Raw genomic sequence first — 26,771 nt, forward strand, 5'->3', positions numbered from 1 at the left:
GCTGGGCCTGGGCCCTGCTCGTGCGCACACCGGAAACCGGCGGTCTTTGGCTTCGGGAAGCGTACGACGTGGACGGGGCCGTGCGCAAGTCGGATCGACACGGGATGCTGGAGGGATGACCGGCCCGTCCTCCCCTCCCGTCCCCGAGCCCGGCGGGCACGCCGAAGGCGACCGCGCGACCGAGGGCGCGACGGTGAGCGCGACCGACGCCGCGATCGCCGCCGTCGAGGGCGAGCTGAGCACCCTCTTCAACCGGGTGCGCGACGCGATGCGCTCCGCCGCCGAGCGCCTGCACCCCGACCTCAGCACCGCCGGGTACCGGACGCTCGCCACCCTGGAGCGGCGCGGCCCGATGCACTCGGGCGCCCTGGCCGAGCTGCTCGAGACGGACAAGTCCTCGATCAGCCGGCAGATCTCGGCGCTCGACCGCCTCGGTCTGCTGCAGCGCTCCCCCGACCCGGACGACGGGCGCGCGACGATCCTCTCGGTGCCGCCGGAGACCGCCGAGCGGATGCGGGCGATCCGCAGCTCCCGCCAGGCGCTGATGCACGAGGAGCTGCGCCGCTGGGACGCGGGCGACGTCGAGCTCTTCGCCGTCCTCCTGCGCCGCATCACCGCCCTGGACATGCGCGGCGCTACCACCGAGCCCTCCCCCGGACAATCCGGGGCGGGCCCGGAGCCGACGGTGTAGCGTCCAGGGGGATGGAATCGCTCGCTCCTGCCTCCCTTCCCGGCGACGTCGACGGCGCTCTGGCCCTCGCCCGCACCCTCTCCGCCGACCCGCCGCGGCCCGGCACCGGCCGCACCGCCGAGCTGCACGGCCTGCTCGAGCGTCTGGCCCGGCACGACCTCGGCGTCGCCCGCGCGATCGAGCCGCACCTCGATGCGCTCGCGATCCTCGGCGAGGCGGGCCTGTCGGCCGCGGACCTCGGCGTCCAGGACGACGCGGTCTGGGGCGTCTTCGCGGCGGAGGGCGGCGACGAGCCGCTCGTCGCGACTCCCGAGGGCGACGCCTGGCGACTGGACGGCGTGAAGCCCTGGTGCTCGCTGGCCGGCCGCCTGGACGCGGCGCTGATCACGGCGCACGTCGGCGAGGGCCCCGGCGAGCGCCGCCTCTTCGCCGTGCGCCTCGGCGACGGCACCGCGACCCCGGAGGAGAACGCCTGGCACCCCCGCGGGCTGACCGAGATCCCGAGCGGGCCGGTGCGCTTCGCCGGTGCGCGCGCCCAGGAGGTCGGCGCTCCCGGCTGGTACCTCTCGCGACCCGGCTTCGGCTGGGGCGGGATCGGCGTGGCCGCCTGCTGGCTCGGCGGGGCCCGGGGCGTCGCCGCGACGCTGGCCCGGGCGGCCGCCCGCCGCGAGGATCCGCACCTGCTCGCGCACCTCGGCGCGGTGGACACCGCCCTGTCCGCCGGGCGGCGCGCGCTCGACGAGGCCTCGGCGCTGATCGACGCGGGCGAGGCCGAGGGCGCGCGCGGCGCGCTGCTGGCCAAGCGGGTCCGCGGCACGGTCGCGAGCGCCGTGGAGGAGATCCTGCTGCGCGCCGGCCGCGCGCTCGGACCGGCTCCGCTCGCGCTCGACGCGGAGCACGCGAAGCGGGTCGCCGACCTCGCCCTCTACGTCCGCCAGCACCACGCCGAGCGCGACGACGCGGCCCTGGGGCGAGCGGTCCTCGCCAGCGGCGAGACGGAGGAGTGGTGAGCCGCGTCATCGAGTTCGACGGTCACCTCGAGGGCACCCCGGTCGAGCGCTGGCGCGAGGACGGGCGGCTCGACCGGCTGCCGGTCCTGCCGGACGACGCACTCCTCTCCATCGACCGCGTGCTCGTCGTGGTCGCGCACGCCGACGACGAGACGCTCGGCTGCGGCGGCACGATCGCCCTGGCCCGCCGCCTCGGCGTCCCCGTGGACGTCGTGATCGTGACGGACGGCGGCGCGGCGCACGGCGCCTCCTCCCCCGGGGCCGCGGCCGCCCTCGTCGCCGAGCGGCGCGCCGAGGCCCGGGCCGCGCTCGACGAGCTCGGCGCCGGCTTCGGCCTCGCCTTCCTCGACGTCCCCGACTCAGGCACCCCCGAGCACCGCGACCGGATCCTCGCGGAGGTGCTCGCCCGCGCCGCCGCCGAGCCCGGCCGGGTCCTCCTGCTCTCCACCTGGACCGGCGACGGCCACCGCGACCACCGCGTCGTCGGCGAGGTCTGCGCCGAGGCGGCCGACGCCCTCCGCCACCCGCTGCTCGCGGCGCCGATCTGGCTCTGGCACTGGGCCGCGCCCGAGGACGCCGAGGTGCCGTGGCCGGCGCTCGTCCGCGTCCAGGCCGACGAGGACCTGCGGGAGCGGAAGGCCCGCGCCCGCGAGCGCTATCCGAGCCAGACGGCGCCGGGACCCGGCGGGATCGCCCCGGTCCTCCACCCGCGCTTCGTCCGGGCCTTCGCCGGCGACGACCGCCTGATCCGGGTCCGCTGATGGCCCGCACGGAGCTAGCGCACGGCGATCCGACCGACAAGTGGCGGAGAGAAGCCCCGATCCTGCCTAGGCTCGGGGGGACGGACGGGCGCGGCCCCGGCGACGAGGACACGGGGATGAGCTACTTCGACGAGCTGTACGAGCGGCACGAGGACCCCTGGGGGTACACGAGCCGCTGGTACGAGGAGCGCAAGCGCGCCCTCACCCTCGCGAGCCTGCCCGAGCGCCGCTACGACTCCGTCCTCGAGATCGGCTCCTCGATCGGCGTGCTGGCCGAGGCCCTCGCCGCGCGGGCCGAGCACCTGCTGGCGATCGACGTCTCCGCGGCCGCCGTGGAGCGGGCCGCCCGCCGGCTCGCGCCGCTCGCGCACGTGCGGGTCGAGCACCACGACATCACCCGCGGGGTGCCGGAGGGTCCGTTCGACCTGATCGTGCTCTCCGAGGTCGGCTACTACCTCGGTCGCGAGACCCTCGAGCGCACGCTGCGCGGAGTGCGCGACCGGCTCTCCGCCTCCGGCGAGCTCGTCACCGTGCACTGGCGGCACCCGATCGACGGCCTCGAGCTCGACGGCGACGCCGTCCAGAGCGCCGTCGCCGGTCTCGGCCTGCACCGCATCGCCCGGCACGAGGAGGAGGACCTCCTGCTCGAGGTCCACTCGCGCGACGGCCGCTCGGTCGCCCGGCGGACGGGGCTGCTGTGACCCGGATCGAGGAGCTGCTGGTGGTCGTGCCGGCCCACGACGAGGAGGAGCGGATCGGCGCCACCGTCGCATCGGTCCTCCGGAGCGCCGCGCACCTCGCCACGACCGCCCCTGACGTCGCGGTCCGGCTGATCGTCGTGGCCGACGGCTGCACGGACGCGACCGTGGAGCGTGCTCGGGCCGCGGGCGCCGAGGTCCTCGAGCTCGAGCGCTGCGGAGTCGGCGCGGCGCGGGCGGCCGGGATCGCGCACGCCCTCGGCTCCGTCCCCGGCTCCGTCCCGGACGACCGGGTCTGGCTCGCGAACACCGACGCCGACACGGTCGTTCCGGAGGAGTGGCTGCTCGAGCACGTCGAGCACGCCCGCCACCACGACGCGCTGGTCGGCACGGTCCGGCCCGACCCGTCCGACCTCTCGCCGGAGATGTACGGCCGCTGGCAGCGCACCCGCGAGCGGGAGGAGTCGATCGGCAGCATCCACGGCGCGAACCTCGGCGTGCGCGCGAGCGCCTACCTGGCGGCGGGCGGGTTCGGCGGCGAGCCGCTGCACGAGGACGTCCTGCTGGTCGAGCGCCTGCACGCCGCCGGCGCCCGGGTGGGAGCGACCGACCGCGGCGAGGTGACCACCTCAGGACGCCGCCGCAACCGCGTGGACGGCGGCTACGGGCCCTACCTGCACGACCGGTTCGCGGACGCTCCGGTGCACTGACGCTCCCGCGAGCGCAGCCACCTCTGCTACAACGCGCGGGCGCAAGCAGATCCGCGAGGCCGTTGTCAACGGTCCGGGCCTGAATTGTCACGGCATCCGCAGGAGAGTGGAATGGGGGCCGAGCACGACCCTGTGCTCTCTCCGATGGAAGGGTCACCGCATGAATCCCCGCCTCGTCCTGCTGGCGCTCGTCGCACTCGCCGCGTACGTCTTCGGCGCCCGCGCCGGCCGCGGACGCTACGAAGAGCTCCGCCATCTCGCACTCGGCGTGTGGAACGACCCCGCCACGAAGAAGACGCGCAAGAAGCTCAAGAAGACCTCGAAGCGCGAGGCGAAGCACTTCACCGCGGTCGCCGACAAGGCACGCGCGAAGGTGCAGCGCTCACTCCGCTGATCGACATCATCTGCAAGGACGCCTTCACGACAGGCGTTGACGCTCGCACCGGAACGGCCGGTCGAGCACACTACGAAGGAGACACATCATGGGCATCATCGGTTGGATCGTTCTCGGCCTCATCGCCGGCGCACTCGCAAAGCTCATCCTGCCCGGCAAGCAGGGCGGCGGATGGATCATCACCATCATCCTCGGCATCGTCGGCGCCCTCCTCGGAGGCTTCATCGGCGGCGCGCTCTTCGGGCGCGACGACCCGATGGGCTTCAACCTCGTCAGCATCATCCTCGCTGTCGTCGGCGCCATCATCGTGCTGCTGATCTACGGCGCGATCACCGGCCGCAAGTCCCGCGCGTAGTCACGCGACCCTCGAAGGCCCCCGGCATCCGTGCCGGGGGCCTTCGTCGTTCCCCGAGCGTCCGATGGCGCCGGATGACCGCCGATGTTCGCCGGACGCGCAAGGCCTTGCACCTGGGAGGCCCCGGGGCGTGGACTGTACTCCGGCCGCAAGCTCTCCGACGCGGCCGATCCCCGGACGAAAGGACGCTCGAGTATGAGCACGGACGCGAACACTGTCCCCACGATCACCCTCAACAACGGAGTCGAGATCCCGCAGCTGGGCTTCGGTGTCTTCCAGATCGACCCCGCCGAGACCAAGGACGCGACGCTCGCCGCCCTCGAGGTCGGCTACCGCCACATCGACACCGCCGAGATGTACGGCAACGAGGCCGGCGTCGGCGAGGCCGTGCGCGCCTCCGGCCTCGACCGCTCCGAGGTCTTCGTCACCTCCAAGCTGAACAACGGCTTCCACGCCCGCGAGGACGCCCTGCAGGCGATCGACGACACCCTCGCCGAGCTGAAGTTCGACTACGTCGACCTCTTCCTCATCCACTGGCCGCTGCCGAAGGTCGGCGACTACCTGGAGACCTGGAAGGCGATGGAGGAGATCTACCGCAGCGGCAAGGCGAAGGCCATCGGCGTCTCCAACTTCCAGACCAACCACCTCAACCGGCTCCGCGCCGAGGCGACGATCGTCCCGGCCGTGAACCAGATCGAGGTGCACCCCTTCCTCACGCAGGAGGAGCTCCGCGCCTACGGCGTCGAGCACGGCATCGCGACCGAGGCCTGGTCGCCGATCGCGCAGGGCAAGGTCCTGGACGACGAGGCGATCGTGCGCATCGCGCACAGCGTCGACCGCTCCCCCGCGCAGGTCGTCCTGCGCTGGCACATCCAGCGCGGCGACATCGTCTTCCCGAAGTCGGTCACTCGCAAGCGCGTGGAGGAGAACTTCGCGCTCTTCGACTTCGAGCTGGACGACGAGTCGATGACCGCGATCTCCGCGCTCAACCGCGACGAGCGCACCGGCCCGAACCCGGACGAGTTCAACTACATCCCCAGCTGACCCTCGGCTGCTGAGCCGGCATCTCCGGCTCGCCCTCGCGCCTCCGGCTCGCGGGATCCTCGGATCCCCGCGAGCCGGAGGCGTCTCCGCGTGCCGAACCTCCCGCGGGAGACCTCCGGCACGCGGGATCACCCTCGGCACGCGGAAACCGCGGACTCCAGCGAGCCGGACACCGATCCGCGAGCCGAAGCTCCCCACACCCCACCTCCGGCACGCCGAATCACCCTCGGCACGCCGAAACCGCGGACTCCAGCGAGCCGGACACCGATCCACGAGCCGAAGGTCACCGCACCGCACCTCCGGCACGCCGAATCACCCTCGGCACGGAGAAACCGCGGACTCCAGCGAGCCGGACTCCGTTCCACGAGCCCGAGGTCGGCCGGGCGCAGCTCCGGCTCGCGGAAACAGCTCCGGCTCGCGGGATCCGTGGAGTCCTGCGAGCCGGAGAGTGTTCCGCGAGCCGGAGCGGCGCGGAGGCGGGTGGTGGCTACTGCGAGTCGCGCCAGGAGTGCTCGGGGGCGTAGCCGAGGACCTCGCGGGCGTGGTCGATCGAGAGCAGCGTGTCGTTCACGCCGAGCTCGCCGCGCAGCTCGACGCCGGGGAAGACCTCGGCGACCAGCTCGTCGTTCGGGCGGGTCATCACGGTGTCGGCCGCCGCGATGATGAAGCGGTCGAAGCCGGGCTCGCGGTGCGCGAGGGCCTTCTCGACCGCCTGGGCGCCGTCGCGGCCGTCGATGTAGCCCCAGAGGTTCCACTTGCGCAGCGTCGCGTCCGCGTCGAAGGACGGGAACTCGGCGTAGTCCTCCTCGTTCATCACGTTCGAGAAGCGCAGGCCGATGATGGTCAGGTCCTCGTGCCAGCGGCAGAGCTCGATCGCGAGCTGCTCCTCGAGGTGCTTGGTCAGCGAGTAGACCGACTCCGGGCGGGCGGGGTACTTCTCGTCGACCGGGATGTAGGGCGGCGGCACGTCGAACGGCAGGCCGAGGACCGTCTCGCTGGACGCATAGACGATGCTGCGGATGCCCGCGCGGATCGCCGCGTGGAAGACGTTGAAGGTCGACGACATGTTGTTCTGGAAGGTCGCGATGTCCGGGACGATGCCCGGCGCCGGGACGGCCGCGAGGTGCACGACCGCGTCGATCCCCTCGTAGCGGTCGCCCACGGCCTGCAGGGCGTCGACGACCTGCCCGTAGTCGGTGATGTCGATGCTGATGACGCCCTCGCCGCGGGTTCCCGCGCGGTCGAGGACGAAGACGTCGTGGCCGGACTCGCGGAGACGGGTGACGACGCTGCGGCCGAGTTTCCCGGATCCACCGGTGACTGCGATTCTCATGCCTCGAACGCTAACGGGCCGCGGGCCTGCGGACGAGGGGCTGGCGGATCAGCCCGCGACGTGGAGGGAGATGCCGTCGCCGACCTCGGGCGTCGTCTCGTCGGCGACGAGCTCGGTCCAGCGGCGCAGCACGGCGGCGCCGGCCTCGTCGTTGATCGCGCCGTCGACCACGAGGATCGGGTACGGCTTGTCCGGGACGCCCTCCGCGGGGCGGACGTCCACGTGGGCGACGTCGTAGGCGTGCTCGGAGAGCCAGTCGGCCATCGCGTAGTCGCTGCGGGAGTCGCCGACCGTGCGCCAGCGCTGCGGGATCGGGCCGGTGGCGCCGAGCAGCTCGACGGCGCGCTGGGCGCCGAGGTCCTTGCCGAGGCGGTTGGACTCGATGTCGGTGGAGATCACGGTCGGGTCGATGCGGTACTCGACGGCGCCGGTGTCGTTCGGGTAGCGGATGCCGCGGCGCTCGACGCCGAGGCCGGCCGCGGTCATGATCTGCAGGGCGTCGGCGTCGAAGACGAGCTGGCGCTCGAGGTAGTCCTCGCTGGAGAGGTCGACGAGCTGCTCGGCCGAGACCATCGCGCGCTTGGTCTCGTCGAAGAAGACCAGGTCGTCGTAGTCCTCGCGGATCATCCGCTCGAGGTCGCGGGCGACCGCCTCCGGGATCGCGAGCGACTCGTCGACGATCGGCTCGGAGGTGCCGCGGTAGTCGACGGTGAACCAGACGGCGCCCTTCTCGCAGACGCAGACGATCCGCGCGTCGGCCGAGACGCCGCGCTCGAGGAGCGGCGGCAGCACGCGCTCACGCAGGAACGCGTCGGAGCGGCCGGTGTTGAAGACGAGCGGGATGCCGGCGTTCGCGAGCGCGACGAGGTCGTCGGCGATCGAGTCGATGGCGATCGTGCGGCTGATCGGGCTGGCGATCGGGCCGTCGACGTCGAGGAGCAGGCCGAGCGGAGGCGGGGTGGAGGTCATCGTCTCCATTCTGCCGTGCGGGCGCGTCCGGCCGTCCCCGCGAGATGCCACTTGTGCACGCTTTCCTCGGCGTGTCGCATGCACAAGTGGCATCTCGCGGCGGGGAGGAGGTCAGTCCGTGGGGAGGACGAGGGTGCGCTGCGTGAGGGTTCCGTCGGGGGACTCGACGGCGAGGGTGATCAAGGTCTCGGCGTCGCGGCAGGGGACGGAGAGGGCGGAGTAGCCGGTCGCGCTGAGGTCGACGGCGGTGCCGGACTGCGCGTCGGTGGTGCCGACGGCGAGGCGGGCGGAGACGCCGCCCTCGGTCTGCCAGGAGAGGGCGACGGGGACGGAGGCGGTGCGGTCGCCGGCGCAGTCGATCGTCGCGGGCGAGGCGGTGAAGGAGACGACGGCGGCCGCGGCGGTGGCGGAGCCGGGGGCGGGGGCGGGGGCGGCCGAGGCGACGACGCCCTCGGTCGGCGAGGTCTCGGTCGGGGAGGTCTCGGTCGGGGCGTCGGTGGCCGTCGGTTGCGTCGCGGTCTCCGTGGACTCGGCCTCGGTGGGCGCGGTCGACGGGGCGGCGGCGGCCGAGGCGGAGGGGGCGACCGGGGTGGACGTCGGGGCTCCGGCGCCGTCGGCCGGACGGACGAGGAGGACGATCGCGACGATCACGGCGACGAGACCGAGGACGGCGAGGACGATCCCGAGGGTGCGGGCGGTACGGGGCGGCATCGGGACTCCTCGGTGGTGCGGGTGCTGTGGTGCGGCGTTGCGGTCGTGCAGAAGTGCGGTCGTACGGAAGTGCGGTCATGCAGTGGTGCTGTCGTCCGGTGGCGCTGGGGAGGAGCGGCGGGAGGGCCGGCGGATCGTGCTCGCCGGCCCTCCCGCGGCGGAGGCTACGCCTCCTCGGCCTCGCGCCGGCTGCGGGCGATCAGCAGGGCGCCGAGACCGAGCACGAGCGCACCTCCCGAGAGCAGCAGCCAGGGGCCGGTCTCGACGCCGGTCGAGGCGAGACCGCCGGTGCCCGGCTTCGCGACGGGAGCCGCGGTCGCCGTGGCGGTCGGCTCCGGAGCCGCGGTGGGCGCGACCGTCGGTGTGGCGGTCGCGGTCGGCTCAGGAGTCGCGGAGGGCTCCGGGGTCACGGTCGGCTCCGGAGTCGCGGTCGGCCCAGGGGTCGCGGTCGGCTCCGGGGTGGCCGTCGGCTCCGGAGTCGCGGTCGGCTCGGGAGTCGCGGTCGGCTCGGGAGTCGCCGTCGGCTCAGGCGTGGCCGTCGGCTCCGGAGTCGCGGTCGGCGTCGCGGTCGGCTCAGGCGTCCCCGGCAGCTCGACGGCCGCGCCCTCGGGCGCCACGGCGAGCAGCGCCCGGGCGACGTCGCTGAACGCGCCGACCGGGTGGTTGCGGAAGACCGGCGAGGTGCCGAAGAGGAAGCCCTCGGTGCCCGACTCCGTCGCGAACGAGACGGCCGAGGCCTGCCCGGCCGCGTCGCTCCGCGACTGCCCCTCGGACGCGACCCAGTGCCCGGCGACGAAGGTGTCCTCGGCGGCGTAGCTCTGCTCCACCGTCACGGACGCGTCGAAGCCCTCGAACCAGAGCGCCGGCGAGACGAACGCGGTGTCCTGCGGGTGGTCGCCGAGGATCCCGTCGGCCGGAGTCTCGACCGAGACGATGCCGTTGGACCCGCTGGTGCCGGTCTGCGCGGTCAGCGTCGCGAGGCCGAAGTCGGTCGCGAAGGCCGCTCCCGCTCCGCCGCGGCCGACCACGTCGCCGCCCGCCGCGAGGAACTCCTCGACGGCGGTGCGGCCCGCGGCCTGCTCCGGGGTGAAGGACAGCGCGCGGCCCAGCAGCAGCACGTCCGCGTCGGTCAGGACGGTCTCGCCCGAGGCGAGCGTGTCCGCCGTGACGGCGACCGCGTCGGCGAAGCCGAGCTTGGCCAGCGCATCGCGGTCCTCGTGCGAGCCGGAGTAGGCGACGCGGACGGCGGAGAGCGCGGTGCCGTCCTCGTCCTCGATCCGCTCGGCGGTGGTCGCGGTGAAGTCGACGCCGAACTCGACGGCGGCGGCCTCCGCGGCGGCGAGACCGTCGGCGTCGGCGCGCAGGGCGATCGTGCCGTCGGCGAACTGCTCGAGTGCGACTCCGGCGCCCAGGAGCGCGTTCACCGCCTGGTACTCGAGCACGCCGCGCGGCTCGAAGGCGAGGTAGCCGGCGTCGGCGGGGACGCTGCCGCTCGGCGCGACGGCGGTGACCGGCTCGAGCTCGACGGCGGGCATCGGGTCGAGCGTGGAGCCGACCGGGATCACGTCGGCGCCCCAGAGCAGCGAGAGGCTCCAGGCGGAGACGTCGTACATCTCGGGCACGCGCTCGGAGATGTCGGTGCCGTCGGCGAGCAGCACGTTCGCGAGGCCGCGGACGGGCTGGTGCATGTCCACCACGTAGGAGCCGGCGGCGTAGGTCGTGCCGCCCGCGGTCATCGCGGTGGTCGTGCGATCGACCTCGACGCCGTGCGCGAGCAGCTGCGCGACGAGCGTCTCGGCGTCGGACGCCGAGCGCTGCGCGTCACCGGCGGGGATGACGTAGGCGCGGGGGTACTCGGTCGTGTAGACGTCGGTCTCGTCCCAGATCTCGGTCCACTCGGTCGGCGTGCCGGCCGGCAGGTCGGACGCGGCGACGTCGGCGGGGATCTCGACGGCGGGGGCGCCGGTGACGCCGCGCTCGAAGATCTGCACCTGGTTGCTCAGCAGCGCGTCGCGGTTGGCCTCGATGTAGTCGACCGAGGCGTCCATGACGATCCCGGCGACCTCGATGTCGATGTCCGCGTTGGCCTGGCCCTCGGCGATCTCCTCGGGCGTCTCGTTCGCCGTGCGGCCCAGCGGCAGCTCGACCGTGTTGGTGATCGCGCCCTGGAAGGCGACGTACTGCGGCGCGAAGATCGGAGGCCAGTCGTCCCAGCCCGCGCGGATGTCGCGGTAGGGGATCAGGATCTGACCGGTGTTCTCGGTGGTGACGCTGCCGTCGGCCGCCTTGTAGGTGTTGCCGGGCACGTCCGCCTCGACGACGCGGCGCTCGATCTCGAGCGCGGTCGCGTAGGCGTGCGGCAGGAACAGGTCGTACTCGTAGTTCTCGCCGTGCGGCGGGCCGCAGGGCTCGACCTGGAGGATGCCGGTGTAGCCGTGGATGTCGATGAAGTAGGTCGGCTGCAGGACGCTGGAGAGGTCGCGGATGACCGCCGCCTCGTTCGTCGCGCCGGTGATCATGTCGCGGTTGGGGTCGTAGCCGGCCGCGACGGCGCGCTGGCCGAGGGCCCGGCCGTCGGGGTTGTTGGTGACGGTGAAGTAGAGGCGGTTGCCCTCGAGGAGCGCCTCGGTCTCGGCGTCCTCGGCGGTGGCGACCTTCTCGATGTAGTTCAGGATCGCGTCGGATCCCTCCCACTCGTTGCCGTGGATGTTGCCGTTGAACCAGGTCGGCACCTTGTACTCGGCCATCAGCTCGGCGTCGGCGGCGGCCGCCTCCGGCTCGTTCTTCAGGCGGTCGCGCCACTCGGCCTGCTGCGCGGTCTCGGCGGCGGTCTCGGGGGCGGTGACGGTGACCAGGTAGATGTCGCGGCCGAGGCCGGACTTCCCGACCACCTGGGTCGAGACGCGGTCGGAGCGCGCGGCGAGGTCGTTGAGGGCCGGGGCGATCCGGTCGTACGGCGTGACGCCGCGGGTCAGCGAGGCGTCGGTCGGGTCGACCGCGACCTCGGTGAGGGCTTCCCGGTAGGGGTAGCTCGCGGGCTCGGTGATCGGTGCCGAGGCGGGGCGGACGAGGTCCACCCGCTCGAAGGCGGAGGGTGCGGCGGCGGTCGGTGTCGCGGTGGTCGCTGTCGCGGCGGGCGCGATCAGCAGACCGCCGGCGGCGAGCGCGAGGGCCGCGCAGCCGGAGGTCAGGGCGGTGCGTGTTCTCAAGCGGAGATCTTTCGTGTCGGAGGTCGGCGCGGACGAGGCTCCGCGCTCGCTCCTGCGTCATCGACCTCGGAGCAACGTGTGAACCCTCTCAGGAACCTAGGCCACCCGTGTTTCCGGCACGTGTCACGCCCGCCCCCCTCCGCGAGATGCCACTTGTGCACGCGACACGCCGTGAAAGGCGTGCGCAAGTGGCATCTCGCGGAGGGGATCGGCGGGGGTCAGAGGAAGAGCGAGAGGAGGAGGACCATGCCGAGGGCCAGGACGGAGGCGAGGGAGACGCCGATCGTGACCGACTTGAGGGCGCCGCGCACGGACTGGCCGAGGAAGCTCTGCAGCAGCCAGAAGGTGTTCGAGGTGACGTGGATGCAGAACAGCGCGCCGGAGCCGGCAGCGAGCGCGATCAGCAGCGGGTCGAGTCCGAGGGTCGCCGCGACCGGGGCGACGACGCCCGCGGCCGTGATCGCCGAGAGGGTCACCGAGCCGACGGCGATGTGCAGCACCGCCGCCATCAGCCAGACCAGCAGCAGCGGCGCCGAGGCGTTCGCCGAGAAGTAGCCCTTGAGCAGCTCGCCGAGGTCGCCCTCCGCGATCACCGCCGCGAGCGCCCCGCCGACACCGGTGAGCAGGAAGATCTGCCCGCCGTCCTGGAAGCCCTTGGCGACCGCCTTCTCCATCCGTGCCGTGCCCACCACGGAGCGGCCGACGAGTCCCGTCGCGATCACGGCGAGCAGCAGCGCCATCACCGGGTTGCCGAGGAACTGCAGCACCGGCACCTCCGCGCCCGCGACCGAGAGCACGGCCTGCGCGGCGATGAGCAGCAGCGCGAGGAGCATCGGGGCGAACAGCAGGAGCAGCGGGCGCTCGCGCGGGGCGTCGGAGCCGCTCGCGCCGGCCGGGTCGGCGCCGGCGCCGGTGCCGACGGCCGAGGAGCCGGACGCACCCGAGGCGCCACCCGACGACCGCGCGGCCCCGGACGCACCACCGGCCGAGCCGGGACCGCCGGCTGTACCGGATCCGCCGACCGCGTCGCTCCCGGCCCGCTCCCCCGCCGGCACCGTCGCGAGCCCGGCGGTCTCGTCGCGGACGACGAGCTGCTCGTCGCGCGCCGGGTCCCAGAAGCCCAGCCGGAAGGCGAGCGACATCAGGAGGATGGTGACCACCACGGTCGGCGCGACCACGACGAAGCCGCCCAGCAGCATCACGCCCAGCGGCACTCCGAGCAGTCCGGCGAGCGCCACGGCCGCGAAGCCGGGCACCATCATCACGATCCCCATCTCGAGGCCGACGGCGAAGGTCACGGCGACGATGCCCGTGCCGGCGGGGCCGAGCCGAGGCGCGATCCGCCGGGCGAGCGGCGCCGCGATGACGATCAGGGCGTCGACGAAGATCGTCTGCAGATAGGTGGCGAAGGACAGCCCGAGCGCGTACGGGATGCCGCGCCTGCCGAAGACCCGCAGCAGCCCCTCGACGAGGCGGACGACGGCGCCCATCTCGTTGAGCATCGCGCCGATCAGTACGCCCCAGCCGATGAGGAGGCCCGCCTCCATCATCACCTCGCCGAAGCCGCGGGTCATGGTCGAGACGGTGTCGACGGGACCGAGCCCGGTGAGCAGCCCGATCGCCGCGGCGCCCACGGCGAGCGCGAGCACCGGGTTGAAGCGGAAGCGGACGATCGCGACGACGACCACGACGATGACCAGGGCGACGACGCCGAGGGTGTACCACTCCGGCATGACGCCTCCTCCTCCCGCGGCGGCGCGGGCTCTCACACCCTAGGGGTGCGGAGGATCCGGCGCAGAGCACCCGCGCCGCCACGCGGGTCTGCCGCGTGACGGGGTCCGCCCCATGGACTCCTGGCCACCGCGGTCCTACGGTGTGCGCATCGGCGATTCCCGTCGCCGCGGTCGGAGCCGCGGATCGTTCGACCCGCAGCACTGCTCTGCCCGCACCCCGAGTGCAAAGGAGCACCTCGTGAACAAACGCCTCCTCCTCACCGCGGCCGCCGCCGTCGCGGTCACGACTCTCGTCTCGGCCCCCGTCGCCCAGGCCTCCCCCTCCCCGCTGTCCTTCGTCTCCGTCACCGATCGAGCGACCGGACTCGTCTCGCCGCTCAGCTTCGCCGTCGATGCGGGCGGCACCGCCTACGTCGCGCAGAACTTCGCCGGGATGCTGACGAAGGTCGCTCCGTCCGGCGCGACCTCGACCCTGGTCAGCGCGCCCGGAACCGAGATCGGGGCCGTCTCGGTCCGCGGCTCCACCGTCTACTACAGCGAGGGCGTCCAGGAGGAGGGCAAGGCACTGCTGCGCTCCGTGCCGAGCGGCGGCGGAGCGCCGACGACCCTCGCCGACCTCGGCGCGTACGAGGCGAGCGCGAACCCCGACGCGGGCAACACCTACGGCTTCCTCGGCCTGCCCGCCGAGTGCGCCGCCCAGGTGGACCCGGAGACCGCCGGTCCCGCCTCCTACACCGGCCGGATCGACGTGCACCCCTACGCGTCGGCCGCGACCAGCGCCGGCGTCTACGTCGCCGACGCGGCCGGCAACGCGATCCTGAAGGTCACGCCGAACGGCGTCGTCTCGACCCTGGCGGTGCTGCCGCCCACGGCGCCGATCACGATCACGGCGGAGCAGGCGGCGGCCTTCGGCTTCCCGGCCTGCACGGCCGGCTACCGCTACTCGTTCGAGCCCGTCCCGACCGACGTCGAGGTCGGCCCCGGCGGCTGGCTCTACGTGTCGACGCTGCCCGGCGGGCCGGAGGACGCCAGCCTCGGCGCCCGCGGCTCCGTGGTGCGGGTGAACCCGGCGACCGGCGAGATCCGCACGGTGGCCACCGGCCTGCTGAGCGCGACCGGCCTCGCGGTCGACCGCGTCACCGGCACGGTCGTGGTGACCGAGCTGTTCGGCGGCCCGGACGGCACGGGACGCGTGGCGCTGATCCTGCCGCGCACCTCGACGCCGATCACCGGACTCGCGGTCGTCTCGCCCGCGGCGATCGAGCTGCGGGACGGCGCTCTCTACGTCGCCCGGAACGCGTTCGTCCTCTCGCCGGAGGGCGCCCCGCAGCCGATCGGCACCCTGACGGTCGCCCGGCTGCGCGGCTTCGGAGCGGCGATGACCGCGGTCGACTGAGGTCCGCTGCACTCCGCTGAAGTCCGCTGAGTCGCCCGGGAAGGCTCGTTCTCCAGCCCGAGAACGAGCCTTCTCGGGCGACTCAGGAGCTCCGGGCCTGCGCGGCGGGGGCTCGGCGTCGTCCAGGAGGAGGGAATAGCGTGGCGGGATGGCACTGACGCTTCCCGAGCCCCGGCTCCCCTCGCTCCTCGACTCCCCGGTGCTGCGCTGGGGAGTCCTCGCCCCCGGCTCGATCGCCGGCACCTTCGTCGCGGCGCTGCAGAAGCACACCCGGCAGCGCGTGGTCGCGGTCGGCTCGCGCTCCCAGGAGCGCGCCGACGAGTTCGCGCGGCGCTTCGGCATCGAGCGCGCCTCGGTCGGCTCGGACGCGGTCGTGAACGACCCCGAGGTCGACGTCGTCTACATCGCCTCACCGAACTCGGAGCACGCGCGCCAGGCCCTGCGCGCGATCGCGGCGGGCAAGCACGTCCTCATCGAGAAGCCGTTCGCCACCACGGCGGGTGAGGCCGAGATGATCGTCCATGCGGCCCGCGACGCCGGCGTCTTCGCGATGGAGGCGATGTGGATGCGCTACCTGCCGCAGATGGACGTGGTGCGGCAGCTCCTCGCGGACGGCGCGGTCGGCGCTCCCGCGCTGGTCTCCGCCGACTTCGGCGCGGCGTTCGCGTTCGACCCGGCCAGCCGCATCTTCGATCCGGCGCTGGCGGGCGGCGGCCTGCTCGACGTGGGCGTCTACGCCTCGTCCTTCGTCTCGATGGTCGCCGGGCCCCCGCAGAGCACCGTCGTCGCCGGCGCCCTGACCTCGACCGGAGTGGACGCGATGGCGACGATCGTCGGCCGGCACGCGCACGGGATCCAGTCGGTCGCGACGTCGACCGTGCTGGCCGACACCCTGCACGCGGCGAGCGTCGCGGGCAGCGAGGGGCGGATCGACGTGCACCCGTCGTTCTGGACGCCGAGCGGCGTCACCCTGACCCGCGGCTCCGAGAGCGCCTCGTGGCGCGACGAGACGGGGCTGCAGGGCGGCGAGGGCCTCGCCTGGGAGGCCGTGCACCTCGCGCAGTACGTGGCGGAGGGGCGCACCGAGTCGCCGGTGCACCCGCTGGACGAGACGGTGCAGGTGGTGCGCACGCTCGACGAGGCGCGCCGCCGCCTGGGCGTCGAGGTCTGACGACGGCGGTTCGATCTGCAGGCGATCCGGCCACCGCGCGGCACTCCCCCGCGGAGGAGAGCGCGTTCCGGACGGCATCGCCTGCAGATCGCGCGTCAGCCCGCCGGCAGCTCCACCCGGAAGCTGGTGCGCCCCGGCTCCGACTCGACCAGCACCCGCCCGCCGTGCGCGTCGACCACGGCGGCCACGATCGCCAGACCCAGCCCGGTCGAGCCCGTCGTCCGCGCGCGGGAGGAGTCGCCGCGGGCGAAGCGCTCGAACAGCACCGGCACCAGCGCCTCGTCGATCCCCGGACCGGAGTCGGTGACCGTCACCACCGCGATCGGCCGGCCGCGCTCGTCGCGGTCCTCGGCGAGCGCCGCGACGACGCGCGTGCCCGGCGGCGTGTGCACGGTGGCGTTCCGCAGCAGGTTCGCGACCACCTGGTGCAGCCGGAAGCCGTCGCCGCGGATCTCGATCGGCTCCTCGGGCAGGTCGAGGTCCCACTCGTGGTCCGGTCCGGCGACGTGGGCGTCGGACACGGCCTCGATCAGGACCATCGTCAGGTCGACCGGCTCCTTCTCGAGATCGCGGCCCTCGTCGAGGCGCGCGAGCAGGAGGAGGTCCTCGACCAGCGAGGTCATCCGGGTGGCGGCCGACTCGATCCGGTCGAGCGAGTAGCTCGCCGACTCCGACAGCTCGGCGTCGCCGCGGCGGGGCAGCTCGGCGTAGCCGCGGATCGCCGCGAGCGGCGTGCGCAGCTCGTGCGAGGCGTCGGCGACGAACTGGCGGACCTTGTTCTCGCTGGCCTGGCGCGACTCCAGAGCACCGCCGACGTGGTCGAGCATGCGGTTGAAGGCGGCACCCACCCGGCCGACCTCGGTGCGGACGTCGGCGTCCTCCTCCGGGACCCGCTCGATCAGCTCGACCTCGCCGCGCTCGAGCGGCAGCTCGGCGACGCGGGTCGCGGTCGCCTCCACCCGCTCGAGCGGCCGCAGCGCCACCCGGATGATCGCGGTCGCGATCAGGGCGACCAGCAGCATCGCGAGCAGGACGACGATCACCACGACCGTGGTGAGAGTGCCGAGCGTCTCCTCGGTCTCGCCGAGCGGGACGCCGACGAGCACGACGGAGTCGTCGACGACGCGCGCCTCGACCCGGTACTCGCCGAGGATGCCGCCGAGGTCGAGGGTCGTCGCGGCGCCGAGGCTCTGCACGGCGTCGGCCAGGACGGAGTCGGCGGGCTCGGCGAACTCCCGGCAGGACCCGGCGCTGTCGATGTACGCGCCGGTGTAGGCGCCGGTCGCCCCGAGCACCGCCGTGATCGTCTGGGTGTCCTGGTTCGGGCGGCCCGCGAAGTCGCCGCTCGGGCAGGTGGTCGCGCGCTCGATCGCGCTGGAGCCGGCGAACTGGCTCGGCCCGTCGAAGCCGGCCAGCCGGTCCAGCGACTCCGAGAGCTGCGTCTCCGCGTTGTCGTAGAGGATGCCGCGCAGCGACAGCACGCTGACCGTCCCGACGATCCCCGCGATCACCGCGACCAGCGCGACGACGGCGACGACCATCCGGCGCCGCAGCGTCCAGGGCGCGCGTCGGGACGCGTTCGAGCGGCGCAGCGCCGACCGGGTCGCGAAGTCGCCGAGTGTGGGCCGCAGCCGCCCGCCCTCGGTCGTCACTGCTCGGCGGGCTTCAGCAGGTAGCCGGCGCCGCGGACCGTGTGGATCATCGGCGAGCGGCCGGCGTCGATCTTCTTGCGGAGGTAGGAGATGTAGATCTCGACGACGCTCGACTTGCCGCCGAAGTCGTAGGACCAGACGCGGTCGAGGATCTGCGCCTTGCTCAGCACGCGGCGCGGGTTCCGCATCAGGAAGCGCAGCAGCTCGAACTCCGTCGCCGTCAGCTCGATGTCGGTGCCGGCCCGGCGCACCTCGTGGCTGTCCTCGTTCAGGACGAGGTCGCCCACGACGACCTCCGGGTCGTCGGCGTCGTTGGCAAGCAGGGTGGAGCGGCGGATGAGCCCGCGCATCCGGGCGACGAGCTCCTCGAGCGAGAACGGCTTGGTGACGTAGTCGTCGCCGCCGGCGGTGAGCCCGGCGATCCGGTCGTCGAGCGCGTCCTTGGCGGTGAGGAAGAGGACGGGGGTCTCGCTGCCGTCGGCGCGGATCCGCTGGAGCACCTGCAGCCCGTCGATGTCCGGCAGCATCACGTCGAGCACGATGACGTCGGGGCGGAACTCGCGGGTGATCGTGATCGCGGAGCGGCCCTCGGCGGCGGTGCGCACCTCCCAGCCCTCGTAGCGCAGCGCCATCTGCAGCAGATCGGTGAGGGTGCTCTCGTCGTCGACGACGAGGACGCGGATCGGCGTGCCGTCCGCTCGCTTGAGGCGGGTGCGCTGCGCGGAGGCGAGGTGCTTCGAGGGGGCCGGGGTGCTCATGTCTCCCCAGTATCAGGAGTTTCCTATGAGCGCGCTATGCCCGGGCGATGGCCCGGCTGTGCGCCGCCGGAGGACGGCCTCGATACCGTCGACGCCGCGACACCGCGGCCCGGACCCGGGACCCGATCGAGCGGAAAGGATGCGCGGCGTCCCCTACATGCTGGTCGAGTGGCCCCGCAGGGGCGTATCGAGACCCACCATCGTCACGAGGGCAGGTCTGCAGACCCGTCATTCTGACGGTGGTGGATCTCGATACGCCCGCTCCGCGGGCTACTCGATCAGCATGGGCTCGCGCGTCGACTCTCGCGGCCGAGTACAGCTAGCGCTTCGACTTCGGCGCCGGCTCGTCGGCCGGGTCCGCGTCGAACTCCTCCGGGTCGACGACGGCCGAGCGGGCGTAGCCGCGCACGCGGCGGTCGATGAAGGTCGCGAACCAGAGGAGCACGCCGATCACGAGCAGGACGCCCGCGATCTCGTACTGCGCGATGTCGCGGCCGGAGGTGATCGGCAGCACCAGGTAGAGGCAGGCGATCGCGCCGAGCACCGGCAGCACCGTCGGCGTCCGGAAGTGCGCGTGCTCCACCGGCTGGCGCCGCAGCACGAGCACCGCGACGTTCACCACCGCGAAGACCGCGAGCAGCAGCAGCGACGTGGTGCCGCCGAGCAGGACCGCGATCGGGTCGGAGGGGTCGCGCGACACGTACGCGGTGAGCAGCAGCGCGAGGACCGTGGTGAACAGGATCGCCGCCCACGGCGTCCGCCGGCCGGCGAGCACGTTCTTCAGGAACGGCGGCAGCACGCCCTGCTTGCTCATCCCGTAGAGCAGGCGGCTGGCCATCATCATGTTGATCAGCGCGCTGTTCGCGACGGCGAAGAGCGAGATGAAGGGCAGCAGCGTCGAGATCGGGAAGTCCGGCGCGGCCGTCTCCACGACCGTCACGAGCGGGGTGTCGTTGCCGGCCAGCTCGCCGATCGGCACGATCGCGACGGCGAGCGTCGAGACCAGCACGTAGACGACGGCGGTGATGCCGAGACCGGTCAGCATCACCTTCGGGAAGATGCGGCTCGGGTCCTTGGTCTCCTCCGCCATGTTCACCGAGTCCTCGAAGCCGACCATCGCGAAGAAGGCCAGCGAGGTGGCGGTGCTGATCGCGAGCAGGAGCGACTTGTCCTCGGGCGTCTCGAACGCGACGACGCGGGAGAAGTCGGCCTGGCCGCCGAAGACCGCGAAGAAGCAGACGAAGATCACCAGCAGCAGGCCCGACAGCTCGATCAGGGTGAGCACCACGTTGAGGCCGACGCTCTCGGCGACGCCGCGCAGATTCACCAGCGCGATGCAGACCATGAAGATCAGCGCGATGCTGAGCCGCGTGCCCGCGCCGTCGCCCAGGCCGAAGCCGATCGCGAAGTTGCTCGCGAACGCGCCGGAGGCGGCCGAGGCCGAGGTGATCCCGCTCGCCATCACCGTGAAGCAGACCAGGAAGGTGACGAAGTGGATCCCGAACGCCTTGTGCGCGTAGAGCGCGGCACCGGCGGCCTGCGGGAACTTGGTCACCAGCTCGAGGTAGGAGCAGGCGGTCAGCGTCGCGACGACGAAGGCGATCACGAACGGCAGCCAGGCCGCACCGCCCACCTCCGAGGCGACCTGCCCGGTCAGCGCGTAGATGCCGGTGCCGAGGATGTCCCCCACCACGAAGAGGAGGAGGAGCTTGGGGCCGAGGACCCGCTTGAGCTCGGGAGGTGCCGTCTTCTCGCTGGTCGCCGTCATGATCGCGCCTCCATCGGTTCGTACCGGGTGGCGCGAGCCTAGGGCCGCGCGGGAGGCAGGGGGAAGCCCCGAGGACGGGAACGACGACGGGAGCGCGTCCGGGAACGCAGAAGCGCCAGGACCCCGAACCGGTCCTGGCGCTCCTGTGGTGGTCGGCTCAAAGGGGACGACGGACTCCGCCTTCCCCCATGGTCGAGACCTAGATCGGGAGGCAGAGCCCGACGAAACCGGTGTTCGGGAATACCGCCGCTGCGCCGGTCAGGTTGGCGGCCGCCGTGTTGTTCCCCGTGTTGGTCTCCGTGTAGCCGGCGGGGACGCTGGCGAGGGAGAGGCGGAACTCCGCGAGGGCGAAGACTCCGAGGACGCCCGTGATGTCGATGATCGCCGACGGAGTCGCCGTGGTGATCGTGAAGGTCACAGTGTTGTTGACAAGGACCCCGACGCTCGCACCCGAGGCAGAGACACCGACGTTGGCCAGACGCGGGCTGCTCAGCGTGAAGGTCGTTCCGACGGGGATGTCGCCCGTCACGGCGGACACCGTGAAGCGCGGCACGGCGTTGCCCAGCGTGAGCGTGCGGCAGGTGCGCGAGACGACGATGTCGACGGTCGCGTTCGACGCGGCGGCGGCGGGCGTGGCGATGGCCACGGCGACGACCGGCACGCTCCACGCAGCGGTCTTGGCGAGGTTTCGGCGGGAGATGGAGTTCTCGGGCACGGGTTCCCTTTCGAGAGGAGTGGGGTCGGAAGCCGTGCGTCGGAGGAGTCTCCGCGACCGGACAAGGGGAAAGCTAGAGAGCTGTCCCCCTTTCGATCCACAGCGCCGGAGCCGCCGAGGATCCTTCGCTTCTTCCCGATCCTGGGAGGAATCCGAAGGCGGCCTCTGAGGTCGGACACCCGATTCCGCGTCGTTCCGGGCGCCGCCGCCGCCCACTCACGCGGCCGAGGGCTCGCCCGCGGCCCGAACCGCCCGGCGCAGGCTCGCCGAGGGGCATGATCAGACGTCGCGAAAACGCGCGGCGCTGTCGGCGCCGGACGGACCCTTCACCGGATCCGCCGCCGGTTCAGGCGTCGTCGAGGTCCTCCGCCGCGCGCCGCAGCCGCAGCAGCACCTGGAGCTCGAGCGCCCGCTCCCGCCACTCCCGGCCGAGCAGCCGGTCGAGGGCCGTGAGCCGCTGGTAGACGGTGTTGACGTGCACGCGCAGGGCCGACGCGGTCGCCGTGGGCCGGCGGCCCTGGTCGAGGAACACCTCGAGCGTCCGGAGCAGCGGGACGCCGCGCGCAGCCTCCTCGGCGAGCACCGGGCCGAGCTCGCGCGCCGTCTGGTCGCGCAGCTCCTGCCGGCCCGTCCGGCTGAGCAGGACCGCGAAGACGCCGAGGTCGGCGGGGACGACGAGCACCAGCTGACCGCGGCGCACCGCGGAGGCGCCCCGCTCACCGAGGTGGAGCGCCGCGGCTCATCGGAGACCGATAGCCCGCCGCAACGGCACGGATAGCGCGCGTTCCTACTGTCGGGACGTCGAGCGGACCCCACCGCTCGGCCTCCCCGACCGAAGGACGCCATGTTCGCCACCTATCTCCGGCGAGAGCTGACCAACCGCCGCCGGCAGACGATGATCATCGCCGCCGGCATGGCGCTCGCCATCGCCCTCGTGATCCTCGTCACCTCGTTCTCCGCCGGCGTCCGCAGCGCCCAGGCCTCGGTCCTCGAGTCCGTCTACGGCGTCGGCACCGACATCACCGTCACCCAGGCCGCCGTCGCGCCGACGGAGGGCGAGGCCCCCGGCCAGCGCTTCGACTTCGGCTCCACCGACGGGACGACCGACGACGGCACCACCTCCGTCAGCCAGTCGCGCCTCGAGGCCGACCGCGGCACGACCACGTTCGACGCCTCGGCCGTCGCCACCGCGCAGGGCGTGACCGACGTCTCCGCCGCGATCGGCGTCCTCGCGCTGAACAACACGACCTTCAGCGGTCAGCTGCCCGACTCCGCCCAGCAGGGCGGCACCGACGGCACTGCGGGTCAGGGCGCCGCGGGCACCGCTCCGGCGGCCGGCGAGGCGCCCACGGGAGGCCCGGACGGCGCGGGCGGCTCCTCCTTCGGCGTCGACTCCTTCTCGGTGCTCGGCCTCGACCCGGCCGGCTCCGCGATCGGCCCCCTGGCCGACGTGAGCCTCACCGACGGCCGCACCTTCACCGCGGACGACGCGGGCCAGGACGTCGTCGTCGTCGACTCCTCGTACGCGACCACGGCCTCGCTGTCCGTCGGCTCGACCGTCGACATCGGCGGCACCGCCTTCAGCGTGATCGGCATCGTCACGACCGACTCCACGGACGCGAGCACCGCCTCCGACACGTACATCCCGCTCGACGTCGCCCAGACCCTCTCCGGCCAGGCCGGCCTGATCTCCTCCGTCTACGTCCAGGCCGCCTCGTCCGAGGACATCTCCTCGATCCAGACCGCCCTGCAGACCGCGCTGCCCGACGCGACCGTCTCGACGCAGGCCGACCTCGCCTCGAGCGTCTCCGGCTCGCTCTCCACCGCGGGCGACCTGGTCGCGAACCTCGGCACCTGGCTCTCGCTGCTGGTCCTCGCCGCCGCGTTCCTGATCGCGATCCTGTTCACCGTCTCGGGCGTCACCCGGCGCACCCGCGAGTTCGGCACGCTCAAGGCGATCGGCTGGAGCAACGGCGCGATCGTCCGCCAGGTGGCCGGCGAGTCCGTCGTCCAGGGGCTGATCGGCGGCGCCGCGGGCATCGTCCTCGGGCTCGTCGGCGTCACGATCGTGAATCTGATCGCGCCGACGCTCTCGGGCACCTCCACCAGCACCTCGGCGATGGGCGCCGGCGGTCCCGGCGGCGGCTTCGGCGGAGGCGGCCCCGGCGCCGCGCAGACCGCCGCGGCCACCGAGGTGGCGCTCTCGCTCCCCGTCACCGTGCCGGTGATCCTGCTCGCGGTCGGCCTCGCCGTCCTCGGCGGACTCCTCGCCGGAGCCCTCGGCGGCTGGCGCGCCTCGCGTCTGCGCCCGGCCGCGGCGCTCCGCTCGGTCGGCTGACCCCCTCGACTCCTCGACTCCTCGACTCCTCGTCCCCGGAAGGACACCCGCATGTACACCCTCACGAACCTCACCAAGAGCTACGACGGCGCCAAGACGACGGTCACCGCGCTGAAGGACGTCACCCTCACCATCCCGGACGGGCAGATGGTCGCGATCCAGGGCCCGACCGGCGGCGGCAAGTCGACGCTGCTGCAGATGCTCGGCGCCCTGGACCGCCCCACGTCGGGCACCGTCGTCCTCGGCGAGCACGAGATCTCCTCGGCGGGCGACGCGCGCCTCGCCGCGATCCGGGCACGGGAGGTGGGGATCGTCTTCCAGAGCTTCAATCTGATCCCGACGCTCACCGCGCTCGAGAACGTGGAGACGGCGCTCGCTCCCCAGCGCATCGCCCGGGCGGAGCGGGCCGAGCGGGCGAAGGCGGCCCTCGCCTCCGTCGGTCTCGCCGACCGGCTCGACCACCTGCCCGCCGAGCTCTCCGGCGGTCAGCAGCAGCGCGTCGCCATCGCCCGCGCACTGGTCAAGAACCCGACGGTGCTCCTCGCCGACGAGCCGACCGGCGCCCTCGACGAGGACACCCGCGACGACATCATGACCCTGCTCGAGACCCTCTGGAAGGACCTCGGCCTCACCCTCGTCATCGTCACCCACGACTCCGCCGTCGCCCGCCGCGCCCAGCGCCGCCTGCACCTGAAGGCCGGCCACGTCCGCGACGTCGCGTAGCTCCCCCTGCTGGTCGCGGAGCTGCAATCACCATGCAGCGCAGTCATGCTGATCGAGTAGCCCGCGCAGCGGGCGTATCGAGATCCACCACCGCAGACGAGGCCGGGTCTCGATACGCGCCTCCGGCGCTACTCGACCAGCATGCACGGCACGGAGCTGCAGTTATGCGGCGCAATCATGCAGCACAGTCATGCTGATCGAGTAGCCCGCGCAGCGGGCGTATCGAGATCCACCACCGCCGGCCCGTCAGGCGACAGCGGGTCTCGATGCGCCCCTCCTGGGTTGGTCGACCAGCACGAAGAGGGCCCCGCCTCAGCCCGCGTGCTCCCGCAGGAACGCCAGCGCACGCGGCCACGCGTCGGTCGCCGCGTCCGCCCGGTACATGCCCTCGTTCGCGTCGTTGAAGAACGCGTGCCCCGCTCCCGGATACACGACGACCTCCACGTCCTTGCCCGCGGTCGCCTCGCGGATCCCGGGGACCTGCGCCATCAGCGGTTCGTCCTGGTCGCCGTAGAACGCGAGGACCGGCACGCGCAGCGAGCCGAGCTCCTCCGCCGAGGCCGTGTTGTGCCCGTAGAACGGCACTGCCGCGGCCACGCGCGGCTCCGCGAGCGCGAGGGCCCAGCTGAAGGTGCCGCCGTAGCAGAAGCCGGTGACGGAGACGCTCGTCGTCCCCTCCTCGCGCAGGAGCCGCTCGACCAGCGCCCGGAGGATCGCGATCGTCCGCACCGCGTGCTGCGGCGTGAACACCGGGGCGAAGAACGTCCGCAGCTCCACCTGGCGCGGCAGCCGGCGCACCGGGTGGTCGTAGTCCGCGCGCTGCTCGGTCTCGAGCTGCTCGAGCAGCCCGCTGTCGGCGAGCAGCTCGGGCGCGACGACCCGGAAGCCCTCGGCCGCGTAGCGGTCGGCGACCGAGCGGATGTGGCCGTCGACCCCCCACACCTCGTGGATCAGGATCAGGACGCGCCCGCCCTCTCCGCTGCAGTACACCGGTACATCGTGGTCGGCCAGGGTCCAGGTCTCATCGCTCGTGGGCATCTGCGCACCCTAGCCCCGCCGGCCGGGAGCGGGCCCACCGATGGACCTCCGGCACCCAGAACTTCGTCCGGCTCGTCGAACCGGCCGATTCCCGCGAGCCGGAGCCGATTCCGCGAGCCGGAGCCGATTCCGCGAGCCGGAGGTGCCCCGGAGTCGAGGTCAGCCCGCCGCAGCCGCGAGCGGCGGCGCGACGAGGATCTCGTCCCACTCCCCCTCGGGCCGCTCCCAGCGGAAGCCGTGCCGCTCGTAGAGCCGGCGCGCGGCGCTCCCCCGCAGCACGTCGAGCCGGAAGGGACGATCGGCGCGCCCGTCCTCGAGCATCACCCGCCGGAGGACCGCCCCGCCGATCCCGCGCCCCTGCGCGGCGGTCGCGAGGTAGAAGTGCTCGATCCAGACCGCGTCGTCCTCGAGGCGCGACGCGATGCAGCCGACGACCTCGCCGCCCACCTCGATCACGCGAGTGTGCTCAGGGCGGTAGCCGTCCAGGAAGCGGTGCCGCACCCGGTGCTCGTCGTAGCGGTCGAGCCGCTCGAGATCGGGCCGCATCACGACGGCGCGCAGCTCGGCGATCACCGGAGCGTCATCGAGCCGCCCCGCCCGGAGGCTCCAGCGCGGAACCCGGTCGGGTTCAGCGCCCACGGGGCTTCCGGGTCCGCCGCACCGCCGGCCGCGCGGCGCCGCCGGGCCGGGCCGGCTTCTTCTTCCCGCCGCCGGCCTTCTCGGCCTTCTCCCGCGCCTCGCGGGCCTTTGCCTTCGCCGCCTTCGCCCGCGACTCGACCTTCGGCGTCGCCGCCGTGCCGCGCGTGGTGTTCGCGCTGCGGCCGCGGACCACGCCGATGAAGTCCTCGACGTCGTCGGTCTTGTCCTCGGTCGCCCAGGCGAGCCGGACGCTCGTGGGGGCGACTCCGGTGACGGGGACGACCCGCACGTCCTTCCGACTGTGCACGCGGGCGACGGACTGCGGCACGATCAGCACGCCGACCCCGGCCGCGACCTGCTCGACGGCGTCGTCGAGGCCGGCCATCCGCGGCAGCGCCCGGCGGGTGCCGTCCGCGATCTCCGCTGCGAGCACCGCCCACTCCGGCACCGCCTCCGGCTCCTGCAGCAGGTGCTCGTCGGCGAGGTCGGCGACGTCCATCTCCTCGGCGTCCGCGAAGGCGTGGTCGCGGGGCAGGATCGCGACGGGCTGCTCCTCGTAGAGCAGGATCGAGCTGACGGAGTCGCTGCGCACGTCCCCGCGGACGAAGACGATCTGCGCCCGGCCGTCGCGCAGCACCTCCTCCTGCTCGCTCTCCGCGATCGGGAGCACGCGGAGCCGCAGGTCGGGGCGGCGCTCGGACCAGACGCGGGTCCACTTGGTCGGCGTGACGCCGGGCACCAGGGCGACCAGGAGCGCGGGACCCTCGGACTCGACATCGTCGGGCTCGGTGTCGTCCGGCTCGACATCGTCGGGCCCGATGTCGTCCGGCTCGACATCGTCCGTCTCCGGCGTCTCCAGGTCCGTGTCAGCGGCATCGGCCCCGTCGTCCGGACCGACCGCGTCCTCGCGGGGTGCCGGCTGCTCGCGGGGGTCCGGCTCGTCGCTCATCCGTCC

Annotated in this window: 25 protein-coding genes; 12 read left to right on the forward strand and 13 right to left on the reverse strand. The window is 73.2% G+C overall.

Translation table 11 applies throughout. From position 1 onward, the window contains the following. Window positions 1–115: 115 nt before the first annotated feature. The 8 genes from C1I64_RS11965 to C1I64_RS12000 all read left to right on the forward strand — a co-directional run bounded on the left by C1I64_RS11965 (window position 116) and on the right by C1I64_RS12000 (window position 5,663). Complete coding sequence (locus C1I64_RS11965) at window positions 116–691, forward strand: MarR family winged helix-turn-helix transcriptional regulator (RefSeq protein WP_164874530.1); 576 nt, start codon at window positions 116–118, stop codon at window positions 689–691. An 11-nt stretch (window positions 692–702) separates the two neighbouring features. Then, window positions 703–1,701, forward strand: coding sequence for an acyl-CoA dehydrogenase family protein (locus tag C1I64_RS11970; RefSeq protein ID WP_127887354.1), 999 nt, complete (start codon window positions 703–705; stop codon window positions 1,699–1,701). Continuing rightward, window positions 1,698–2,462 (forward strand): PIG-L deacetylase family protein, encoded by a 765-nt coding sequence (locus tag C1I64_RS11975; RefSeq protein ID WP_164874531.1) that lies wholly within the window; start codon window positions 1,698–1,700, stop codon window positions 2,460–2,462. The genes C1I64_RS11970 and C1I64_RS11975 overlap by 4 nt, the downstream gene beginning before the upstream one ends. Window positions 2,463–2,578: 116 nt before the next feature. Further along, window positions 2,579–3,163: an SAM-dependent methyltransferase gene (locus C1I64_RS11980; protein WP_127887356.1), complete on the forward strand. Its 585-nt coding sequence runs from the start codon at window positions 2,579–2,581 to the stop codon at window positions 3,161–3,163. Then, on the forward strand, window positions 3,160–3,870 hold the full coding sequence (locus C1I64_RS11985) for a glycosyltransferase family 2 protein (protein WP_127887357.1): 711 nt from the start codon (window positions 3,160–3,162) through the stop codon (window positions 3,868–3,870). The genes C1I64_RS11980 and C1I64_RS11985 overlap by 4 nt, the downstream gene beginning before the upstream one ends. Window positions 3,871–4,030: 160 nt before the next feature. Next, window positions 4,031–4,264, forward strand: a complete 234-nt coding sequence (locus C1I64_RS11990; protein WP_123447798.1) for a YtxH domain-containing protein — start codon at window positions 4,031–4,033, stop codon at window positions 4,262–4,264. Between the two features lie 88 nt (window positions 4,265–4,352). Then, window positions 4,353–4,619, forward strand: coding sequence for a GlsB/YeaQ/YmgE family stress response membrane protein (locus C1I64_RS11995; protein ID WP_056041656.1), 267 nt, complete (start codon window positions 4,353–4,355; stop codon window positions 4,617–4,619). A gap of 195 nt (window positions 4,620–4,814) precedes the next feature. Then, the gene (locus C1I64_RS12000; RefSeq protein WP_123447799.1) at window positions 4,815–5,663 is read left to right on the forward strand and encodes an aldo/keto reductase; all 849 of its coding nucleotides are present in this window, start codon (window positions 4,815–4,817) and stop codon (window positions 5,661–5,663) included. 487 nt (window positions 5,664–6,150) lie between these two features. Here C1I64_RS12000 and C1I64_RS12005 read toward each other — a convergent pair whose 3' ends face one another. The 5 genes from C1I64_RS12005 to C1I64_RS12025 all read right to left on the reverse strand — a co-directional run bounded on the left by C1I64_RS12005 (window position 6,151) and on the right by C1I64_RS12025 (window position 13,618). After that, a complete protein-coding gene (locus C1I64_RS12005; RefSeq protein WP_123447800.1) occupies window positions 6,151–6,996 on the reverse strand; it encodes an NAD-dependent epimerase/dehydratase family protein in 846 nt (281 codons plus the stop codon). A gap of 48 nt (window positions 6,997–7,044) precedes the next feature. Further along, window positions 7,045–7,965: an HAD family hydrolase gene (locus tag C1I64_RS12010; protein ID WP_207901789.1), complete on the reverse strand. Its 921-nt coding sequence runs from the start codon at window positions 7,963–7,965 to the stop codon at window positions 7,045–7,047. A 111-nt stretch (window positions 7,966–8,076) separates the two neighbouring features. Next, complete coding sequence (locus tag C1I64_RS12015; protein WP_127887359.1) at window positions 8,077–8,676, reverse strand: hypothetical protein; 600 nt, start codon at window positions 8,674–8,676, stop codon at window positions 8,077–8,079. A gap of 164 nt (window positions 8,677–8,840) precedes the next feature. Next, complete coding sequence (locus C1I64_RS12020; protein WP_127887360.1) at window positions 8,841–11,885, reverse strand: M14 family zinc carboxypeptidase; 3,045 nt, start codon at window positions 11,883–11,885, stop codon at window positions 8,841–8,843. 218 nt (window positions 11,886–12,103) lie between these two features. Beyond that, window positions 12,104–13,618: a GntP family permease gene (locus C1I64_RS12025; protein WP_127887361.1), complete on the reverse strand. Its 1,515-nt coding sequence runs from the start codon at window positions 13,616–13,618 to the stop codon at window positions 12,104–12,106. A 238-nt stretch (window positions 13,619–13,856) separates the two neighbouring features. Between C1I64_RS12025 and C1I64_RS12030 the strand changes: the two genes are divergently transcribed. Both C1I64_RS12030 and C1I64_RS12035 read left to right on the forward strand, forming a co-directional pair. Continuing rightward, window positions 13,857–15,014 carry a ScyD/ScyE family protein gene (locus C1I64_RS12030; RefSeq protein ID WP_164874532.1) on the forward strand — a complete coding sequence of 386 codons (1,158 nt, stop codon included), beginning with the start codon at window positions 13,857–13,859 and terminating at the stop codon, window positions 15,012–15,014. A 148-nt stretch (window positions 15,015–15,162) separates the two neighbouring features. Continuing rightward, a complete protein-coding gene (locus C1I64_RS12035) occupies window positions 15,163–16,185 on the forward strand; it encodes a Gfo/Idh/MocA family protein (protein WP_127887363.1) in 1,023 nt (340 codons plus the stop codon). Between the two features lie 95 nt (window positions 16,186–16,280). Here the strand turns inward: C1I64_RS12035 and C1I64_RS12040 are convergent, their stop codons facing one another. The 5 genes from C1I64_RS12040 to C1I64_RS12060 form a co-directional block, all read right to left on the reverse strand. After that, window positions 16,281–17,837, reverse strand: coding sequence for a sensor histidine kinase (locus tag C1I64_RS12040; RefSeq protein WP_243587594.1), 1,557 nt, complete (start codon window positions 17,835–17,837; stop codon window positions 16,281–16,283). Further along, the gene (locus C1I64_RS12045) at window positions 17,834–18,595 is read right to left on the reverse strand and encodes a response regulator transcription factor (protein WP_123447806.1); all 762 of its coding nucleotides are present in this window, start codon (window positions 18,593–18,595) and stop codon (window positions 17,834–17,836) included. Before C1I64_RS12045 ends, C1I64_RS12040 begins: the two co-directional genes overlap by 4 nt. A 319-nt stretch (window positions 18,596–18,914) precedes the next feature. After that, window positions 18,915–20,363, reverse strand: a complete 1,449-nt coding sequence (locus tag C1I64_RS12050; RefSeq protein WP_127887364.1) for an APC family permease — start codon at window positions 20,361–20,363, stop codon at window positions 18,915–18,917. A gap of 199 nt (window positions 20,364–20,562) precedes the next feature. After that, entirely contained in the window at window positions 20,563–21,078 is a 516-nt protein-coding gene (locus tag C1I64_RS12055; RefSeq protein WP_127887365.1) for a hypothetical protein, read from the reverse strand. A gap of 346 nt (window positions 21,079–21,424) precedes the next feature. Then, window positions 21,425–21,778: a helix-turn-helix domain-containing protein gene (locus C1I64_RS12060; protein ID WP_127887366.1), complete on the reverse strand. Its 354-nt coding sequence runs from the start codon at window positions 21,776–21,778 to the stop codon at window positions 21,425–21,427. A 144-nt stretch (window positions 21,779–21,922) separates the two neighbouring features. Between C1I64_RS12060 and C1I64_RS12065 the strand changes: the two genes are divergently transcribed. Together C1I64_RS12065 and C1I64_RS12070 are read left to right on the forward strand one after the other, a co-directional pair. Then, window positions 21,923–23,416: an ABC transporter permease gene (locus tag C1I64_RS12065; protein WP_127887367.1), complete on the forward strand. Its 1,494-nt coding sequence runs from the start codon at window positions 21,923–21,925 to the stop codon at window positions 23,414–23,416. Window positions 23,417–23,467: 51 nt separating this feature from the next. Beyond that, complete coding sequence (locus tag C1I64_RS12070; protein ID WP_127887368.1) at window positions 23,468–24,139, forward strand: ABC transporter ATP-binding protein; 672 nt, start codon at window positions 23,468–23,470, stop codon at window positions 24,137–24,139. A 312-nt stretch (window positions 24,140–24,451) separates the two neighbouring features. Here the strand turns inward: C1I64_RS12070 and C1I64_RS12075 are convergent, their stop codons facing one another. The 3 genes from C1I64_RS12075 to C1I64_RS12085 all read right to left on the reverse strand — a co-directional run bounded on the left by C1I64_RS12075 (window position 24,452) and on the right by C1I64_RS12085 (window position 26,765). Continuing rightward, complete coding sequence (locus C1I64_RS12075; protein WP_127887369.1) at window positions 24,452–25,177, reverse strand: dienelactone hydrolase family protein; 726 nt, start codon at window positions 25,175–25,177, stop codon at window positions 24,452–24,454. A 159-nt stretch (window positions 25,178–25,336) separates the two neighbouring features. Next, window positions 25,337–25,816, reverse strand: a complete 480-nt coding sequence (locus C1I64_RS12080; RefSeq protein WP_244209462.1) for a GNAT family N-acetyltransferase — start codon at window positions 25,814–25,816, stop codon at window positions 25,337–25,339. After that, complete coding sequence (locus tag C1I64_RS12085; RefSeq protein ID WP_127887370.1) at window positions 25,806–26,765, reverse strand: LysR family substrate-binding domain-containing protein; 960 nt, start codon at window positions 26,763–26,765, stop codon at window positions 25,806–25,808. Before C1I64_RS12085 ends, C1I64_RS12080 begins: the two co-directional genes overlap by 11 nt. Window positions 26,766–26,771 lie beyond the last annotated feature (6 nt).

It is taken from the genome of Rathayibacter festucae DSM 15932, from assembly GCF_004011135.1.
GTDB classification, from domain to species: domain Bacteria; phylum Actinomycetota; class Actinomycetes; order Actinomycetales; family Microbacteriaceae; genus Rathayibacter; species Rathayibacter festucae.